The sequence below is a fragment of the Erythrobacter sp. NE805 genome (assembly GCF_046452355.1).
Classification (GTDB): Bacteria; Pseudomonadota; Alphaproteobacteria; order Sphingomonadales; family Sphingomonadaceae; genus Erythrobacter.
On sequence record NZ_JBKFDI010000001.1, the window covers coordinates 1,440,619 to 1,456,009 of the forward strand.

Below are 15,391 nucleotides of genomic sequence, written 5' to 3' on the forward strand. Positions count from 1 at the left end.
GGGGATGACCGAGACCATCGCCACCGCCGAGACCTATTCCGACACCCTGCTGGGCTTCACCCTGCAGGGCCGCAATGCGCGCGGGCGCATCGTGCGGCTCGAGGGCGTGCTCGAGGAGGTGCTCTCGGCGCACAGCTACCCCGCGCCAATTACCCACCTGCTCGGCGAGGCGCTGGTGCTCGGCGCGCTGATGGGCGGGCTGCTCAAGGGCGAGCACGCGCAGATGACGATGCAGGCGCAGACCAATGGCGGCGTGGTCCGCCTGCTGGTGTGCGACTACCGCGCGGGCGCGGTGCGCGGCTATGCCGATTTCGACGCGGAGCGGCTGGCGAAGCTCGGCGCGAATCCGTCGCTCGCGGCACTGTTCGGGGAGGGCTATCTCGCGATCACCTTCGAGACCGAAGGGCGCCAGCGCTACCAGGGGATCGTCCCGCTCGAGGGGGACAGCCTCGCGGCGGCCTGCGAGACCTATTTCAGCCAGTCGGAACAGATCCCGACGCTGATCCGCGTCGCCAGCCGCTCGGGCGCGGGCGGGCGGACGGCGGCGGGCCTGCTCGTCCAGCACCTGCCCGACGGCGAGGAGGGGCGCGAGCGGCTCCACGTGCGGATGGATCACCCCGATTGGGAGCACGTCGCGATCCTCGCCGGCACGATCGGCCACGACGAGCTGCTCGATCCCGCGCTCTCGCTCGAGGCGATCGCCTGGCGGCTGTTCCACGAGGAGGAGGAGGTGCGCGTCCAGCCGGGCGCCGCGCTGACCCGCGGCTGCCGGTGCTCGACCGCGCATTACGAGGCGATCATCGCCCGCTTCCCGGCCGACGAACAGGACGAGATGCGCGGCGAGGACGGGGTGATCGCGGTCGACTGCCAGTTCTGCTCGCGCAGTTTCGCGCTGGCGATCTGACCGGGGCCCGCGAAAACTCGACGAGCGCCGCCAAATCGACCATTTTATGCAAGGCGCCGCGGCGCGGGGGTGGCATGAGGACAGGGATGACAGGTCACGGGCAGACGAGATGGGGGGCGCTGGCTCTGGGGGGCCTCGCGGGCGTCGCGGCGCTGGTCCTGTCGGTGCCGGTGCTGGCGCAGGGCGGCGGGCTCGCGATGCTGGGCACGCTGAGCAAGGGCGAGTGGACGCTCAAGGGCCGCGGCATGGCGGCCGATCGCCGGATCTGCGTAAAGTCGGGGGCCGAGCTCATCCAGATCATGCACCGCGAGGGCGGGTGCAGCCAGTTCGTCGTGGAGGACAGCCCCGCGCGCGTGACGGTGCAGTACACCTGCCCCGGCAACGGCTATGCCCGCACCAGCATCCGGCGCGAGACCGGCGCGCTGGTGCAGGTCGAGAGCCAGGGCATCCACAACGGCATGCCCTTCGAGGTCACCGCCGAGGCGCGCCGCACCGGGCCCTGCTGATTGCCCGCCAGGATTGCCTTCGCGGGCGCGCGTGATAGGGCCGCGCCATGAGCGATCCTGAATACGCCTCCGCCAAGCCTCTCGCCGTGGTGCTGCTCTCGGGCGGGCTCGATTCGATGGTGACCGCCGCGCTCGCGCAGGAGGCGGGCTTCGCGGTCCATGCGCTGACGGTCGACTATGGCCAGCGCCACAAGCTCGAGCTCCAGTCCGCCGCGCGGATCGCCGAGCGGCTGGGCCTCGCGCGGCACACGCAGATCGCGCTCGACCTGCGCGCCTTCGGCGGCTCGGCGCTGACCGACAGCATCGCGGTGCCCAAGGACGGCGTGGGGGACGACATTCCCGTCACCTACGTACCCGCGCGCAACCTCGTCTTCCTCGCGCTGACCACGGCCTGCGCCGAGGCGGCGGGAGCGCGCGACGTGTTCATCGGGGTGAATGCGCTCGACTATTCGGGATATCCCGATTGCCGGCCGGAGTTCATCGCCAGCTTCGCCGAAACCGCGCGGCTCGGCACCAAGGCGGGGGTGGAGGGGGCGCCCTTCACGATCCACGCGCCGCTCCAGCACATGACCAAGGCCGACATCGCCCGCGAATGCGCCCGGTTAAGCCTCGATCCGGCGTGGAGCTGGTCGTGCTACGACCCGAGCCCCCAGGGCCTCGCCTGCGGGCTGTGCGATTCCTGCCGCCTGAGGAAAAAGGGTTTTGCCGAGGCCGGGATTGTCGATAGCACGCCCTACAAGGCATGATCGGCCGCGCCGCCGGTCGCACGGGATAGGGGATCGAAGTTGAGCGACACCACCACCGCACCCGAGGCGGCGAGCGAGCCGTCGGCGTCGGCCTACAGCTGGTATGTGCTGGGCGTGCTGGTGGTGGTCTATATCCTCAACTTCATCGACCGCCAGATCCTCTCGATCCTTGCGGTCGACATCAAGCGCGACCTCCAGCTGACTGAAGACCAGCTTGGCTTTCTGGGTGGCGCGGCCTTCGCGGTTTTCTACGCGCTGTTCGGCGTGCCGCTCGGGCGGCTTGCCGACCGCTGGCACAGGGTGCGGCTGCTGAGCATCGGCCTGTTGCTCTGGTCGACGATGACCGCCCTGTCCGGCTTCGCCCGCAACGTTTTCGTCCTGTCGTTCGCCCGCATCGGTGTGGGTGTGGGCGAAGCGACGGCGAGCCCCACGGCCTATTCGCTGATCTCGGACTACTTCCCCTCGCGCCAGCGCGCGACGGCGCTCGCGATCTATTCCTCGGGGCTGTATCTCGGGGGCGGGGTGTCGCTGCTGATCGGCGCCAAGATTTCGAAGGCATGGGATGCAGCCTATCCGGGCGGCGGCATGGCGGGGCTGGTCGGGTGGCAGGCGGCCTTCGTCGCCGTCGGCTTGCCGGGAGTGCTGCTGGCGCTGTGGGTGGCATCGCTTCGCGAGCCGGTGCGGCAAGCGAAGGCGGCGACAGGGGAGCGGCATCCCTTGCTCGATTTCCTCATCGACCTGTCGATGCTTCTGCCGCCATTCACGCTGATTCATGCTGCGAGGCGGGGCGCGAAGGCCGTGATGGTCAACATCGTCGTGGCGGCAGCGATGGCCGCCTTCGCGTTCGGGATGATCAAGCTGGCGGGGAACTTCCCGCAGTGGTCCTCGGTCGCCTTCGGCTACTACGCGGTGTTCTCGTGGGCGAGCACCCTCAGACAGCGCGATCCAGCGACCTTCCGGCTGATCTGGGGGACGCCGGCGTTCATCTGCACGGCCCTTGGATACGGGCTCGTCTCGCTCGTTGCCTATGCGCTGGCGTTCTGGGGACCCTTCTTCGCTGAGACCGTGCTGAAGCTACCGAGGGACCAGCTCGCGTTCGTGCTCGGCGGGGGCGGGGCGCTTGCCGGCTTCCTCGGGGTGATCCTCGGCGGGCGCATGTCCGACTGGCTGCGCGGGCGCAATCCGGCAGGCCGGATCCTGGTGGTGATGTTCGGGGTGCTCGCGCCGATCGTGCCGATCTGGGTGGGGTTCACGACCGACAGCGCGGTGCTGTTCTACGTCATGAACTTCCTCGCGGTGACCTTCGCGGCCACGGCGCTGGGCGCGGCGGCGGCGACGACGCAGGACCTCGTCCTGCCCCGGATGCGCGGGACGGCGACCGCCTCGTTCTTCCTCGCGACGACGCTCGTCGGCCTGGCGCTCGGGCCCTACATGGTGGGCCAGATCTCCGAGATCAGCGGGAGCATGCGGACCGGCGTGCTGTCGCTGATCGGCATCGCGCCTGTCGCGCTGGCGCTGCTCGTCTACGCCTATCGCGCCCTGCCGCAGGCCGAGGCGACGATCGAGAGCCGCGCAAGGGCGGCGATGGGGGAGTGAGCGGGAGCGAGGGCAGCCGGGCCTGAGGCTTCGAAACCCGCTTCAGCCGTGTGAGGCCTGTGCCGTCGCCGGCGCGGAGCACCTCTCGCGGCCGTGCATTCCGGGGTCTGACGCGACGCTTCCAATGCCCTTCGGAGACGCCGCCGGATGGTGGCGGGCTCCCTCAGCGGCGCTCGCGAAGCGCCCAAAGAAAAAAGGGGCCGGATCGCTCCGGCCCCTCTTCCCTAGCTTCGTGAAGCGGTGGCTTACATGCCCGAGCCCGGACCGTAGGTCACTTCCACACGACGGTTCTGCGCTTCGCGCACGCCGTCGGCGGTCGGCACCCGCGGCTTGGCTTCGCCAAAGGCCTGGGTGGTCATGCGAGCGGTCGGAACACCGCGGCCGCCGAGGTAGGCCTTCGCCGCGTCGGCACGACGCTGGGCGAGACCCAGGTTGTACTGGGTGCTGCCCGAGCGGTCGGTGTGACCGGCGAGCATCACGTTGGCCGTGCCGCAGTTCGCGTAGGCCGTCGCGGCGCTGTCGAGGATGCGGGCAGCTTCGGCCGTGATGTCCGACTTGTCGAAGTCGAAGAACACGATGTACGGGCCGGTGTTGCACGCAGCCTTGGGCGGCGGCGGGGGCGGCGGGGGCGGCGGCGGAGGCGGCGGAGGCGGCGGGGGCGGGGTCACCGCAGGCGCCGGCGGCGGGGGCGGCGGAGCTTCCGCGCCACCGAAGTTGTAGGTGATCGAGCCCAGCAGCGAGTGGCTGTTGAACTTGGTGTCGAGCGCACGGCCGAGCGGATCGGTGAGGTTCACGTCGGGCGCGTTGAAGTAGCGATACTTCAGGCCGACATCCCAGTGATCGTTGATCGGCGCGCGCACACCGGCGAGCAGCTGCCAGGCGAAGCCGGTGTCCGAATCGTTCCACACGCCGGGGCCGTTCGCGTTGACGCGGCCGTCCATGTCGACGCGGGCCACCCCAACGCCGCCGCCAGCGAAGCCCTGCAGGCCGTCGTCCTTGCCGAAGTCGAACAGGCCATTGAGCATGAAGCTCAGCACGTTCGCCTCGCCAAGCGCTTCGCGCGTGTCGAAGAAGCGGTTGAAGCCGCCACCGGCGACCGGGTTGAGGGCGAGGCCCTGGCTCCCGGCGGTGACGCTCTCAAGATCCGCGGCGCGGTAGCTGGTTTCGGCCTCAAGACGGAAGGCGCCGAAATCGTAACCGACGGCAGCACCGAAATCGTAGTCGGTGTCGTACTCGGCGCTGGCGTTGCCGGTCACGCCGTTGACGTCGAGGCTCTGGTCCTCGACGATCATCACGCCGCCGTCACCCTGAATGTACCACTGACCCTCGCGGGCCATGGCGGGCGTGGCCAGCGCGGTCGAAGCCATCGCCATCCCAATGACGAGTTTGCGCATATCCAAAATTCCCCTTTGCATTAGACTTGAGGCACAGGCCGTCTCTATCTTTTCCCCCTGTGCGAGGCAAGCCGTCAATACCCTCTCTGTGTTGCAAGAATGTCGCGATCGGGGGCTTGTGGATAAAAAATGTTGGGCCGAAATGCGCGGTTTTCAGCCATTCTCGCGCTCAGGGGCTGGCTGCGGCGAGGATGCCGACGGCCTTGAGGGCGGCGATCAGGGCGGTCAGAGAGGCGCGCGCCTCGGCATCGACCACGGCACCTCCGGTGGGAGCGGCCGGGGCCTGCGCGCGCTGCCATCCGCTCCGGAACACCAGCAGACAGTCGCCGGCGCGGTCGAAAATCGCCATCCCGTGACGCGGCGCAACGAAGTGCCAGTCGCCTGCGATCGCCACCGCGATGCTATCCTCGCGGCTGGCCCAGGCGCCGGTCGCGGGTGCGGTCACGCGGTAGCAGTCGGCCTCCACCGGGCTCGCCGGGGGCGCGGGCTGCGAGGCCTTGACCGCGTGCGCGTGCAGCGCGTCGAGCAGCGAAAGCGCCTCGTTGACAAAGAACTCCTTCTGCGCCTGCCCGGCAGGCGTGACTGTGCTGCGGCCCGCGCAGGGTCTCGGGTTCGGCCGCCGAGAAGAGCTGCGCCTGCGCGCCGCTCTTGAAGCGGACGCGGTGGAGCGAGGGCTCGAACACCGGCTTGTGATCCGGACGGCAGATCGCGAGCAGGCCGCTCTCGCCCTCGACCATCACCGCGCGCGCCTCGGCGAGCGAGGAGGAGACGAGGGCGATGCGCGCGCCGGGGTTCGCGTCGGCGATCATCCGCACCCATTCGGCGCCCGAGCGGGTCTTGCCGAAGCCGCGGCCCGCCATGATCATCCAGATGCGCCAGTCGCCCGGCGGCGGGAGCTGTTCGTTGCGGGCGGTGAACTCCCAGACGAAATCGAGACCGTTTTTCTCGCCCTGGTCCAGCTTGTCGGCCAGCGCGTTCCCGAACCTCGCCTTGGTGTCCGGGTCCTGTTCCCTCGCCCAGTCGAAAGGATCCGTCATCCGCGGCCGGCCTTTGCAGCGTCCTGCCGCTCGATGGTGCGGCGGACGTTCTCGATCTTGCGTGTGATCGATGCGCGCACCTCGGCGATGCTGACGTCGCGAACCTCGCCCACCCCGCCCTTGGCACTGTCACGATGCGCCGCGATCAGCCGGATCGCGTTCGCGAAGTCGAACTTGTCGCCGTTCGCGGTCTTGAGGTCGCCCTCGCGCAGTCGGCGGATGACCTCGAGCTCGAGATTGAGGTAGCCCTCCGCGATAGCGGTACGCCAGCCCTGCGCGAAATCGGGCTCCGCACGGCGGGTGCGGTAGGCACGCGACACGCCGACGCGTGCGGCCTTGGCGGCTGCTGCCACGTTCGACGTGCTGGCGAGCGTCTCGATAAAGCGCTGTCGCCATTGCGGGCTCGGCGCGGCGGAAATGGAAGCCTTGCGGTCGGCCATGGGGAGCATTCCTTTCTGCACGGACAGCAGGAAGGCGGCGCTCCGATCGGAACGCCGCCCGGTGGCGACTCGCAATTTCTCGATGATGCCCTCTGATAACCGGAGAGCGTCACGATGTCAAGGAAAAAGAACCATATTGGTTATTCGTCGGCGATGCGGTCCGCGGCGGATACGGAGCCCTGCGATCTTGACCTCGGCGCAATTCGTGAGATTCTTTGGGCGACGCTTTTCTTCTTGGCCCTGTGAGGAGGAGTGATGACGGACCGCGCGTTCATGGCCCAGATGGCAGGCTACGGCCTGTCGACGGTCGAGATCCACTACTGGATGCCCGATCACCGCAACCTGCTGCAGCAATTCGTGATGCAGCAATACGACGTCGCCCCGCAGTTCCCCGAGCTCGACCGCTTCCTCGCCTTCTGGCGGAGGGAGATCGACGCGGTGCTGCACTCGGTGCGGGTGGCGCACAAGCACCTGATCGGTCCCCAGGAATGGCGCGCGGTGGACGGGATCATCTCGATCCACTGAACGCGAAAGCTTCGGGCCCTCCCGTCAGGAGGGTCGCTGGGACATCCTGAAGATCTCGCCGTCGCGATCGAGGATGAAGAAGTGGTCGCTGCCCGTGCCGAGAGCGAAGCCGACCGGCCCGTCGATCCGTCCGGAATCCGGGACGAAATCCTCGCTCTTGTTCTCGAAGATGTTGATCGTGTGCCGGAACCCGTCTCGCAGCCGCGCCTGACTGATCGAGAAAATGGTGCCGTTGATGTCGCCGAAGATGTAGGTGTCGCCGAGCGCCGGCAGGAAGGTGCCGTCGTTGAGGACCCCCGCGACAATGCCCTCGCCCTGCCGCCGGCCGGTGCCGAAGGGATAGACCAGCGTCGGCCCGTTGACGGCGGCCGGTGCGTCCGCGCGGGTCGCCTGCGAGCCTTCGCAGAACGGCCAGCCGAAATCGAGCGGGCGCCAGTTCGTCTGGAAAACCGTCATCTCGTGCTCGCGGGTGCCGCCGCGGTCGGCAAGGAACAGCTGCGCCGAGCCGAAGGCGAAACCGCCGGGGCGGCGAATCCCGTCGCCGATGATCTGCGGCCGGATGTTCACCACGTCCGAAGGCAGAAAGCTGGCTCCGGCATAGGGATCGATGAAGGGCAGTTCGATGAGCTTGCCGTAAGGGGTCGAGGCATCCTGCGCGTCGCTTTCGGCCGGGGAGCCGACGGCGATGAAGATCGACCCGCCATTGATCATCGACACGGTGGTGGGCGCGCTCCAGGTGGGGCCGAGCGTCGGGAACCCCTTGGTGCCCCGTGCAGCATTGAAGGCCTGGACCGTCAGGCCGTCGGCGGCGCTGTGGGTGACCAGATAGACGCCCTGCTGCCAGATATTGCCGGGAAAGCCGTGACTGATCGCGAGCACCTCGCCTGAGCGACGATTGTCGCGGACGAAGGTGTCCTCGGTGATCGCGTTGGTGGCGGTGTTGAAGCGCAGCACCCTGCCGCCCTTCTCGGCGACCAGCAGCGTCTCCTCGTTCAGCACGCGCGCGAAACCCGCCGGTTCGACGATCCCGGTCGCGACGCGGGTCACCCGAACGCCCTCCACATCGTTGGTGACGCTGATGCGCAGCGCGAGATCCGTGGTCTCGCCGGCCGCCGTCGCCCGCAGGGTCACCTCGTAGACATTGTCGAGATTGGCGTCGGTCGGCAGGTCGTAGTTCGGAGCCTGATTGAAGCGCAGGCCGCCGTCGCTGTCGAGCACCAGATTGCCGGCATCCGGCCCGCTGAACAGCGAGAAGGTGATCGCATCGCCCTACGGATCGGTCGCGGTCGCCGTGTAGAAGACGCCCGCGGTGTTCTCGACGACACTGGGTGTGGCGGACGAGGTGAAGCTTGGCCGGGTCACCGTGACACCCGTCCCGCCCCCGCCGCTTCCGCCTCCCCCACCGCCGCATCCCGTCAACACGAGCAAGGCAAGGCTCGCGGACGCGGCAAGCGCGCTCCGCCGGGCGGACAATTCGGTAGGCATGGCTGCGATCCCCTGAGTATTCAGGGACTAAGCTACAGGTGTCGCTGCGAAAGACAGTTGTCTATCGATCGAGATAATCAGATGATCCCGATCGCTTTCCCGGCGCGCTCGAACATGCCGAGGATGGTCTGGACCTGCTCGGACGAGTGCTCCGCGCACAGCGAGCAGCGCAGCAGGGTCATGCCCGCGGGCGTCGCCGGGGGCCGCGCGAGGTTGACGTAGAGACCCTCCTTCAGGAGCGCCTCCCACATCATCGCCCCGCGCTCGAGATCGGGCATGATCACCGCGATGATCGCGCTTTGCGGAGTCCCGGTGCCGAGCTTGAAGCCGAGGTCGATCAGGCCCTTGTGCAGCGTGCGGCTGTTCTCCCACAGGTGCGCGCGCTTGTTGCCGTTGTGCATCAGCTTGCGGATCGAGGTCGCCGAGGACGCCATCACCGCGGGCGGGAGCGCGGCGGTGAAGACGTAGGGGCGGCACACCAGGCGCATCACCTCGAACTTGGGGTGGTTCGAGACGCAGAAGCCTCCGACCGTGCCGACGCTCTTCGAGAAGGTGCCGATGATGAAGTCGACGTCGTCGATCACGCCCTGGTCCTCGGCGACGCCGCGGCCGTGCTCGCCGATGAAGCCCATCGAGTGCGCCTCGTCGACCAGCACCATCGCCCCGTGCGCCTTGGCGATGCGGACCATCTCCTTCAAGGGAGCGACGTCGCCGAGCATCGAGTAGACGCCTTCGAGCACCACCAGCTTGCCCGCGCCTTCGGGGATGCGCTTCAACCGCTTCTCGAGCGCGTCGACGTCGTTGTGCTTGAAGGGCACGACCTCGGCGCGGCCCATCGCGCAGCCATCGTAGATCGAGGCGTGGCTGTCGATGTCGAGGATGATGTAGTCGCCCTTGCCGGCGAGGGTCGAGATCACCCCGAGATTGGCCTGGTAGCCGGTCGAGAAGACCATCGCGTGGTCCATCGCGTAGAACTCGCGCAGCGCGGCTTCCACGTCGCGGTGGTCGCGGAAGGTGCCGTTGAGGACGCGGCTGCCGGTGGTGCCCGCCCCGAAGTCCTCCATCGCCGCCTTGCCCGCCGCGATCACGTCGGGGTCGAAGGTCATGCCCATGTAGTTGTAGGTGCCGAGCAGGATCGTGTCGCGCCCGTTGCAGATCGCCCGGGTCGGCGAGAGCACCTGCTCCATCACGAGGTTGAAGGGATCCTCCACCCCGGCGGCGAGCAGCTGCTCGCGGGTCTGGATGATCGGATCGAACTTCGCCAGCAGGTCGACGGGTGCGGCGGCGGTGAGCGTATCGGTCATGGCCAGGGCCCTTATCAGCTATCCTGCAGCTTGTGCACCGCCGCGACGAGCTGGCCCCAGTTTTCGATCTCGGCCTGCTGGTTCATCGAGATGATGACGTCGAAGGCGTCCTCGATTTCGGCGACGAAGTCCATCACGGTGAGGCTGTCGAACTCGAGGTCGCCGGCGAAGGTGGTGGCGTCCTCGATGGCAATGCCCTTCTTGTTGAAGGGCGCGACAAGATCGCGGATGCGGGCGTCGACGTCGGCGGGGGTCATGGGCGTGGGCCTTCTGGCAGGTCGGAATGGGGCTCGCCGTGCAAAGCGGCGGATGGGCCGGAATGTCAAGCGCCGGGCGCATCGGAGCGGGGGCGCGGTCAGCGGGTGTGCAGCGATTCCAGCCAGTTGATCACCAGCGCCTGGAGCAGGATGCGGCGGTCGGACCAGGCGTGATCGGTATCGACATGCGTGTAGTCGACGCGCGCGCCGGCGGCGGCGGCATCCTTCGCGAGCTGCGCGGCGACGTCGCGCCACGGGTCGTCGGAGCCGAGCACCATCAGGCGTTGCCCCTCGAGACCCGGCAGCATCGTCGCGAAGGTCCACCCCGGTCCGCGCGCGGCGAGCTCGTCGATGGCGAGGTCAGGAGTGCTCCCGGCGAGGGCGCGCGTGTTGCCGGCCGCGATCGGGAGGGCGGCGGCGCGGTCCTTCGCGGCGGCGATCCCGAAGGCGCCCATGTCCGGCGCGGAGATTGCCGCCGCGCCGATCAGCCGCCGGTCCGTCGCGGCGAGGCGCACGGCGAGCCATCCGCCGAGGCTGTGCCCGACCACCGCGATCCGCGCGGGATCGATCCCGAACCGCTTCGCCACCTCCGGACGGCGCAGGTGGGCGAGCGCCGCCTCGGTGTCCTCGATGCAGTGCGCGAAGCTCCAGCTGCCGGGGCTCCCCCAGGCGCCGCGATAGCTGAAGGTCAGCGCGTTCCAGCCGGCGCGCTGGGCGGAGCGGGCGATGTCGAGGTTTCTCTCGTTGCCGGGCCAGCCGTGGAGCACGATCACCGTCGGGTGCGCCCCCGCACCGGCGGCGGTGAACATCACCGCATTGACCTCCTCGCCGTTCGTCGGGAGCGAGAAGGCGACGGTCCCGGCGGGGTGAGCCTTATCAGGGACGGGATCGGAGATCACCGCCGGGGGGATCGGCACCTGCGCCGCTGCGGGAAGGGCGGCGGCGAGCGCCAGCAGCATCGGGATCACGCGCAAGCTTGCCTCCTCGGAGAAAACAGGGCCGCTCAGACCAGCGCGTTCACCGCGCTCATGAAGGGACCGATCGAGACGGGCTTCGCGAGATACCCCTCCGCCCCGGCGGCGCGGATGCGCTCCTCGTCGCCCTTGGCCGCGAAGGCGGTCACCGCCAGCACCGGGATTCCCGAGAGCCGCCGATCGCGCTTCGCCGCCTCGATCAGGTCGACGCCCGAGATCCCGCCCAGCTGGATGTCCATGATGATGAGATCGGGCACGACGCTGCGCGCGGTGTCGAGCACCTTGTGCCCCTCCGCCACCGGCTCGACCTCGAAGCCGTTCGCCTTGAGCACGTCGCAGAACAATTTCCGGTTGAGGTCATTGTCCTCGACAACCATGATCCGCTTTGTCACTGAACGCCCCGCTTGCGACCCATCCGTTAACTAGCCCCAGCCGAAGGACAGGACAATCCCGCTTCGCCCCCTAACCGAACCGCAAGGCCCGCAGACCCTCGCGCTCGCGGCGCTCGGCTGGGTGCTGGAGTGCGAGGACAGGGCGCAGCGCTACCTTGAACTCACCGGGCTCGATCCCGATTCCCTGCGTGCTGGCCTGGGCGACCCGCTTGTCCTCGCCAGCGCGCTCGAATTCCTCGCCAATCACGAACCCGACCTGATCCGCGCCGCCGAGGCGCTCGCCGTCACCCCGGAGGAACTGGTCGCCGCCAAGGACGCTCTGCAAGCATGACCCGCCCCCTCATCATCAGCGACTGCGACGAGGTGCTCCTCCACATGGTCGCGCCCTTCAAGACCTGGCTCGAGACCTCGCGGGGCGTTTCGTTCCGGCTCGAGGGCCACAACTTCGCCGAGGCGCTGCGCTGGCAGGAATCGGGCGAACTGCTCGCCCCGCCCGATGTCTGGCGGATGCTGCGGAGCTTCTTCGACACGCAGATGGATTCGCAAGCGCCGATCGCCGGCGCGGTCGAGGGGATCAACACCCTTGCCGAGAAGGCCGACGTGGTGATCCTCACCAACCTCGTCGACCACCACCGCGACGCGCGCGCCGAGCAGCTCGCCAAGGTCGGGATCAACGCCCGGGTGTTCACCAACCAGGGCCCCAAGGGCCCGGCTCTCAAGGCGATCATCGAGGAATATGCCCCCACCAAGGCGCTGTTCATCGACGACCTCGCCCAGCACCATGCCTCGGTCGCCGAAATCCTTCCCGACGTGACCCGGCTCCACCTGTGCGGCGAGCCGATGATCGCCCACGCCATCGATTGCGCCCACAAGGCCGGCCACGCCCATTCGCGGATCGACCGCTGGGACGAGGCGCTGCCGTGGCTGCTTGCCCAACTGGAGGACTGAGAGAATGACCGTCGCTGCCCGTCTCGCCGAACTCGGCATCACCCTGCCCAAGGCCGCCGCGCCCGTCGCGAGCTACGTGCCCGTCGTGGTGCATGGCGGCTTCGCCCATGTCTCGGGCCAGCTCCCCTTCGTCGACGGCCAGGTGGTCAAGGGACGGCTCGGGGACGACGTCTCGGTCGAGGCGGGACAGGCGGCGGCGCGGGCCTGCGGGCTGATGATCGTCGCACAACTGGAAGCGGCGGGCCTGCTCGAGAAGGTCGAGCGGATCGTCAAGCTCGGCGCATTCATCAACTGCACGGCCGATTTCACCGACCAGCCCGAGGTCGCGAACGGCGCCTCGGACTTGATGGAGCAGGTGTTCGGTGACGCGGGCAAGCACGCGCGCGCCGCCGTCGGCGTCCCCGCCCTGCCGCGCGGCGCGGCGGTCGAGGTCGATGCGGTGGTCGCCCTGAAGGCATGAGCGGACGCGAGGTGCCCGGCTGGCTGACGCAGTGGGAATTCGCCCACCGGGGGCTGCATCGCGACGGCGTGCCCGAGAACTCGCTCGCCGCCGCCGAGGGCGCGATCGTGCGGGGGATGGGGATCGAGTGCGACATCCAGATGAGCGCCGACGGGGTGCCGCTGGTGTTCCACGACTGGGACCTGCCGCGGCTGACCGGAACGCAAGGCAGGGTCGGTGCGCAGAGTGCCGAGGCGCTGGCGGCGCTGCACCTGCTCGGTACGGACCAGCACCCGCCGCGGCTGGCCGAGTTCCTCGCAGCCATCGCCGGAAGGGTGCCGCTGCTGATTGAGGTGAAGTCGCTCCCCGGCTACGACGTGGTCCGCTCCTGCCGCGCCGTCGCCGCCGCGCTCGAAGAATATGAGGGCGCCGTTGCGGTTATGAGCTTCGACCCGCGCGTGCCGGAATGGTTCGCGGCCAACGCCTCGCACACTGCCCGCGGGCTGGTCGGCACCGATAGCCACGAGAACGGCTTCGAGGGTGCGTGGCGCAGGCCCGAGGTGCTCGCCGCCGCGCAGCCCGACTTCCTCGCCATCGACGTGCGCGACCTCGGCTTTCCCGAGGCCGCCGCATGGCGCGCAGGGTGCAGGCCGCTGCTCACCTGGACCGTCCGCTCGCCCGAGACCCGCGCGGCGGGCCTCGCCCATGCCGACGCGCTGATTGCGGAAGGAGATGGCCTCGCGTGAGTGACCGCGAGCTTACCGTCCGCATCGCCGCCTCGGTCGGCGCCTTCGACGCGGACGCGTGGAACGCGCTCGGCGGAAACGACAATCCCTTCGTCTCCCATGAATTCCTCACCGCGATGGAGGACTCCGGCAGCGTCGGCCCCGGCACCGGCTGGGAGCCTGCGCCGATCGCGATCACCGATGCGCAGGGGAAGCTGCTCGGCGCGCTGCCCGCCTATGCCAAGGGGCACTCGCAGGGCGAATATGTCTTCGACCACGCATGGGCCGATGCCTGGCACCGCGCCGGCGGGCGCTACTACCCCAAGCTCCAGGTCGCCGCGCCCTTCACCCCGGCGACCGGCCCGCGGCTGCTGCTCTCCGACGAGGCCCTCGCGCCGCACCTCCTCAAGGGTGCCGAGGCGGTGTGCCTCCAGAACAAGCTGTCCTCGGCCCATGCGACCTTCATCGACCCCGCGCAGCTCCCGCTGTTCGAGGCCGGCGGCTGGATGCCGCGCGCCGACATCCAGTTCCACTGGTTCAACCGCGACTATGCGAGCTTCGAGGACTTCCTCGGCGCGCTGTCGTCGCGCAAGCGCAAGGACCTCAGGAAGGAGCGCGCGGCGGCCACCCAGGGCCTGACGATCCGGCACCTCACCGGCGCGGAGATCCGCGAGGCGCACTGGGACGCCTTCTGGGTGTTCTACCAGGACACCGGCGCGCGCAAATGGGGGAGCCCCTACCTCACCCGCGAGGCGTTCAGCCTGCTGGGCGAGCGGATGGGCGAGCGGATCGTGCTGATCCTCGCCTATGACGGCGCGGAGCCGATCGCGGGGGCGCTGAACTTCGTCGGGAAGGATGCGCTCTACGGGCGCTATTGGGGCTGCACGCGCGAGGTCCGCTTCCTGCATTTCGAGCTGTGCTACTACCAGGCGATCGACATCGCGATCGCACGCGGGCTCGCGCGGGTCGAGGCCGGGGCGCAGGGCGGGCACAAGCTCGCCCGCGGCTACGAGCCGGTGCAGACCTGGTCGGCGCACTGGATTGCCGATCCGGGGTTTCGCGCGGCGGTGGCGGACTTCCTCGAGCGCGAGCGCGCCGGGGTGGCGAGCGACCAGCTCTACCTCGGCAGCCGCACGCCGTTCCGGAAAGGCGATTAGGCGGCGCGCAGCCGGCCCTCGGCGAGCCACTGGCGGGCGCGGCGCTGGGCCTCGGCGATCTCGCGCGCGGTCATCTCCTCGGCGATGTCGGCGCGGCAATGCGCGGCTTCCTCGTGGCCGCGCGCGGCGGCGAGGTTGAACCACTTGTGCGCCTCGATGAGGTCGCAGGGCGCGCCGTTGCTACCGGTCGAGAAAGCCACCCCCAGGTCGAAGCAGGCCCCCGCCTGTCCCCGTCCAGCCTCGGCCAGCCAGGCGCCAAGCAGGCTTTCCTCCGGTGTTTCACGTGAAACATTCACCGATGTCGCATTGAGCGCGATGATGGTCATTGGTCTTCCCCCGATCTGTCCGGTCGCCCCCTCGGGCGCCCCTCCATGACCCGAGAAGTGCGGCATTCATGGTCAATAATTGGTTAACGCGATTAACGCCTGCGCGATTGTCCCCGGCGCTTCGCCAAAGCTGCTTGTGCGCCTCAGGGGGCTTGCCTATAGGCGGCGCGTTGCTTTCCGCTTGCTGGGACCAAGTGAGCCAATGAAAAGATTCAGGCGTCAGGACGCGATGGTCT

General features: G+C 68.8%; 20 protein-coding genes. 10 read left to right on the forward strand and 10 right to left on the reverse strand.

What is annotated here, in order from left to right:
- Nucleotides 1-4 precede the first annotated feature (4 nt).
- The 4 genes from ACLBKU_RS06820 (at nucleotide 5) to ACLBKU_RS06835 (ending at nucleotide 3,752) form a co-directional block, all read left to right on the forward strand.
- Nucleotides 5-904, forward strand: a complete 900-nt coding sequence (locus ACLBKU_RS06820; RefSeq protein ID WP_410178772.1) for an Hsp33 family molecular chaperone HslO — start codon at nucleotides 5-7, stop codon at nucleotides 902-904.
- A gap of 86 nt (nucleotides 905-990) precedes the next feature.
- Nucleotides 991-1,410: a hypothetical protein gene (locus ACLBKU_RS06825; protein WP_410178773.1), complete on the forward strand. Its 420-nt coding sequence runs from the start codon at nucleotides 991-993 to the stop codon at nucleotides 1,408-1,410.
- Between the two features lie 47 nt (nucleotides 1,411-1,457).
- Entirely contained in the window at nucleotides 1,458-2,156 is a 699-nt protein-coding gene (gene queC, locus ACLBKU_RS06830; protein WP_410178774.1) for a 7-cyano-7-deazaguanine synthase QueC, read from the forward strand.
- A gap of 39 nt (nucleotides 2,157-2,195) precedes the next feature.
- A complete protein-coding gene (locus tag ACLBKU_RS06835) occupies nucleotides 2,196-3,752 on the forward strand; it encodes a spinster family MFS transporter (RefSeq protein ID WP_410178775.1) in 1,557 nt (518 codons plus the stop codon).
- Between the two features lie 245 nt (nucleotides 3,753-3,997).
- Here ACLBKU_RS06835 and ACLBKU_RS06840 read toward each other — a convergent pair whose 3' ends face one another.
- The 4 genes from ACLBKU_RS06840 to ACLBKU_RS06855 form a co-directional block, all read right to left on the reverse strand.
- Nucleotides 3,998-5,146 carry an OmpA family protein gene (locus ACLBKU_RS06840; protein WP_410178776.1) on the reverse strand — a complete coding sequence of 383 codons (1,149 nt, stop codon included), beginning with the start codon at nucleotides 5,144-5,146 and terminating at the stop codon, nucleotides 3,998-4,000.
- Between the two features lie 169 nt (nucleotides 5,147-5,315).
- Nucleotides 5,316-5,663 carry a DUF2793 domain-containing protein gene (locus ACLBKU_RS06845; protein WP_410179009.1) on the reverse strand — a complete coding sequence of 116 codons (348 nt, stop codon included), beginning with the start codon at nucleotides 5,661-5,663 and terminating at the stop codon, nucleotides 5,316-5,318.
- Nucleotides 5,548-6,183, reverse strand: a complete 636-nt coding sequence (locus tag ACLBKU_RS06850; RefSeq protein ID WP_410178777.1) for a terminase large subunit domain-containing protein — start codon at nucleotides 6,181-6,183, stop codon at nucleotides 5,548-5,550. Before ACLBKU_RS06850 ends, ACLBKU_RS06845 begins: the two co-directional genes overlap by 116 nt.
- Nucleotides 6,180-6,623 carry a hypothetical protein gene (locus ACLBKU_RS06855; RefSeq protein WP_410178778.1) on the reverse strand — a complete coding sequence of 148 codons (444 nt, stop codon included), beginning with the start codon at nucleotides 6,621-6,623 and terminating at the stop codon, nucleotides 6,180-6,182. The genes ACLBKU_RS06850 and ACLBKU_RS06855 overlap by 4 nt, the downstream gene beginning before the upstream one ends.
- Before the next feature lie 255 nt (nucleotides 6,624-6,878).
- Here ACLBKU_RS06855 and ACLBKU_RS06860 point away from each other — a divergent pair, with 255 nt between their 5' ends.
- Nucleotides 6,879-7,148: an usg protein gene (locus ACLBKU_RS06860; protein WP_410178779.1), complete on the forward strand. Its 270-nt coding sequence runs from the start codon at nucleotides 6,879-6,881 to the stop codon at nucleotides 7,146-7,148.
- A 24-nt stretch (nucleotides 7,149-7,172) separates the two neighbouring features.
- On the opposite strand, the gene ACLBKU_RS06865 is transcribed toward ACLBKU_RS06860, so the two are convergent.
- The 5 genes from ACLBKU_RS06865 to ACLBKU_RS06885 all read right to left on the reverse strand — a co-directional run bounded on the left by ACLBKU_RS06865 (nucleotide 7,173) and on the right by ACLBKU_RS06885 (nucleotide 11,560).
- On the reverse strand, nucleotides 7,173-8,366 hold the full coding sequence (locus tag ACLBKU_RS06865) for a hypothetical protein (protein ID WP_410178780.1): 1,194 nt from the start codon (nucleotides 8,364-8,366) through the stop codon (nucleotides 7,173-7,175).
- A gap of 344 nt (nucleotides 8,367-8,710) precedes the next feature.
- Entirely contained in the window at nucleotides 8,711-9,937 is a 1,227-nt protein-coding gene (spt, locus tag ACLBKU_RS06870; RefSeq protein ID WP_410178781.1) for a serine palmitoyltransferase, read from the reverse strand.
- Between the two features lie 14 nt (nucleotides 9,938-9,951).
- Nucleotides 9,952-10,194 carry an acyl carrier protein gene (locus ACLBKU_RS06875; protein ID WP_410178782.1) on the reverse strand — a complete coding sequence of 81 codons (243 nt, stop codon included), beginning with the start codon at nucleotides 10,192-10,194 and terminating at the stop codon, nucleotides 9,952-9,954.
- A gap of 98 nt (nucleotides 10,195-10,292) precedes the next feature.
- Nucleotides 10,293-11,162 (reverse strand): alpha/beta hydrolase family protein, encoded by an 870-nt coding sequence (locus tag ACLBKU_RS06880; protein WP_410179010.1) that lies wholly within the window; start codon nucleotides 11,160-11,162, stop codon nucleotides 10,293-10,295.
- A 35-nt stretch (nucleotides 11,163-11,197) separates the two neighbouring features.
- Nucleotides 11,198-11,560, reverse strand: a complete 363-nt coding sequence (locus ACLBKU_RS06885; RefSeq protein ID WP_410178783.1) for a response regulator — start codon at nucleotides 11,558-11,560, stop codon at nucleotides 11,198-11,200.
- Between the two features lie 121 nt (nucleotides 11,561-11,681).
- Here ACLBKU_RS06885 and ACLBKU_RS06890 point away from each other — a divergent pair, with 121 nt between their 5' ends.
- Genes ACLBKU_RS06890 through ACLBKU_RS06910 form a run of 5 tightly spaced genes read left to right on the forward strand, consistent with a single transcriptional unit; the run spans nucleotide 11,682 to nucleotide 14,829 of the window.
- Nucleotides 11,682-11,891: a DUF3572 family protein gene (locus ACLBKU_RS06890; protein WP_410178784.1), complete on the forward strand. Its 210-nt coding sequence runs from the start codon at nucleotides 11,682-11,684 to the stop codon at nucleotides 11,889-11,891.
- Nucleotides 11,888-12,508, forward strand: a complete 621-nt coding sequence (locus ACLBKU_RS06895) for an HAD family hydrolase (protein ID WP_410178785.1) — start codon at nucleotides 11,888-11,890, stop codon at nucleotides 12,506-12,508. The genes ACLBKU_RS06890 and ACLBKU_RS06895 overlap by 4 nt, the downstream gene beginning before the upstream one ends.
- 4 nt (nucleotides 12,509-12,512) lie before the next feature.
- A complete protein-coding gene (locus tag ACLBKU_RS06900) occupies nucleotides 12,513-12,968 on the forward strand; it encodes a RidA family protein (protein ID WP_410178786.1) in 456 nt (151 codons plus the stop codon).
- Nucleotides 12,965-13,693: a glycerophosphodiester phosphodiesterase family protein gene (locus tag ACLBKU_RS06905; RefSeq protein ID WP_410178787.1), complete on the forward strand. Its 729-nt coding sequence runs from the start codon at nucleotides 12,965-12,967 to the stop codon at nucleotides 13,691-13,693. Before ACLBKU_RS06900 ends, ACLBKU_RS06905 begins: the two co-directional genes overlap by 4 nt.
- A complete protein-coding gene (locus ACLBKU_RS06910) occupies nucleotides 13,690-14,829 on the forward strand; it encodes a GNAT family N-acetyltransferase (protein WP_410178788.1) in 1,140 nt (379 codons plus the stop codon). Before ACLBKU_RS06905 ends, ACLBKU_RS06910 begins: the two co-directional genes overlap by 4 nt.
- On the opposite strand, the gene ACLBKU_RS06915 is transcribed toward ACLBKU_RS06910, so the two are convergent.
- On the reverse strand, nucleotides 14,826-15,155 hold the full coding sequence (locus tag ACLBKU_RS06915) for a hypothetical protein (RefSeq protein ID WP_410178789.1): 330 nt from the start codon (nucleotides 15,153-15,155) through the stop codon (nucleotides 14,826-14,828). The genes ACLBKU_RS06910 and ACLBKU_RS06915 overlap by 4 nt on opposite strands.
- Between the last annotated feature and the right edge of the window lie 236 nt (nucleotides 15,156-15,391).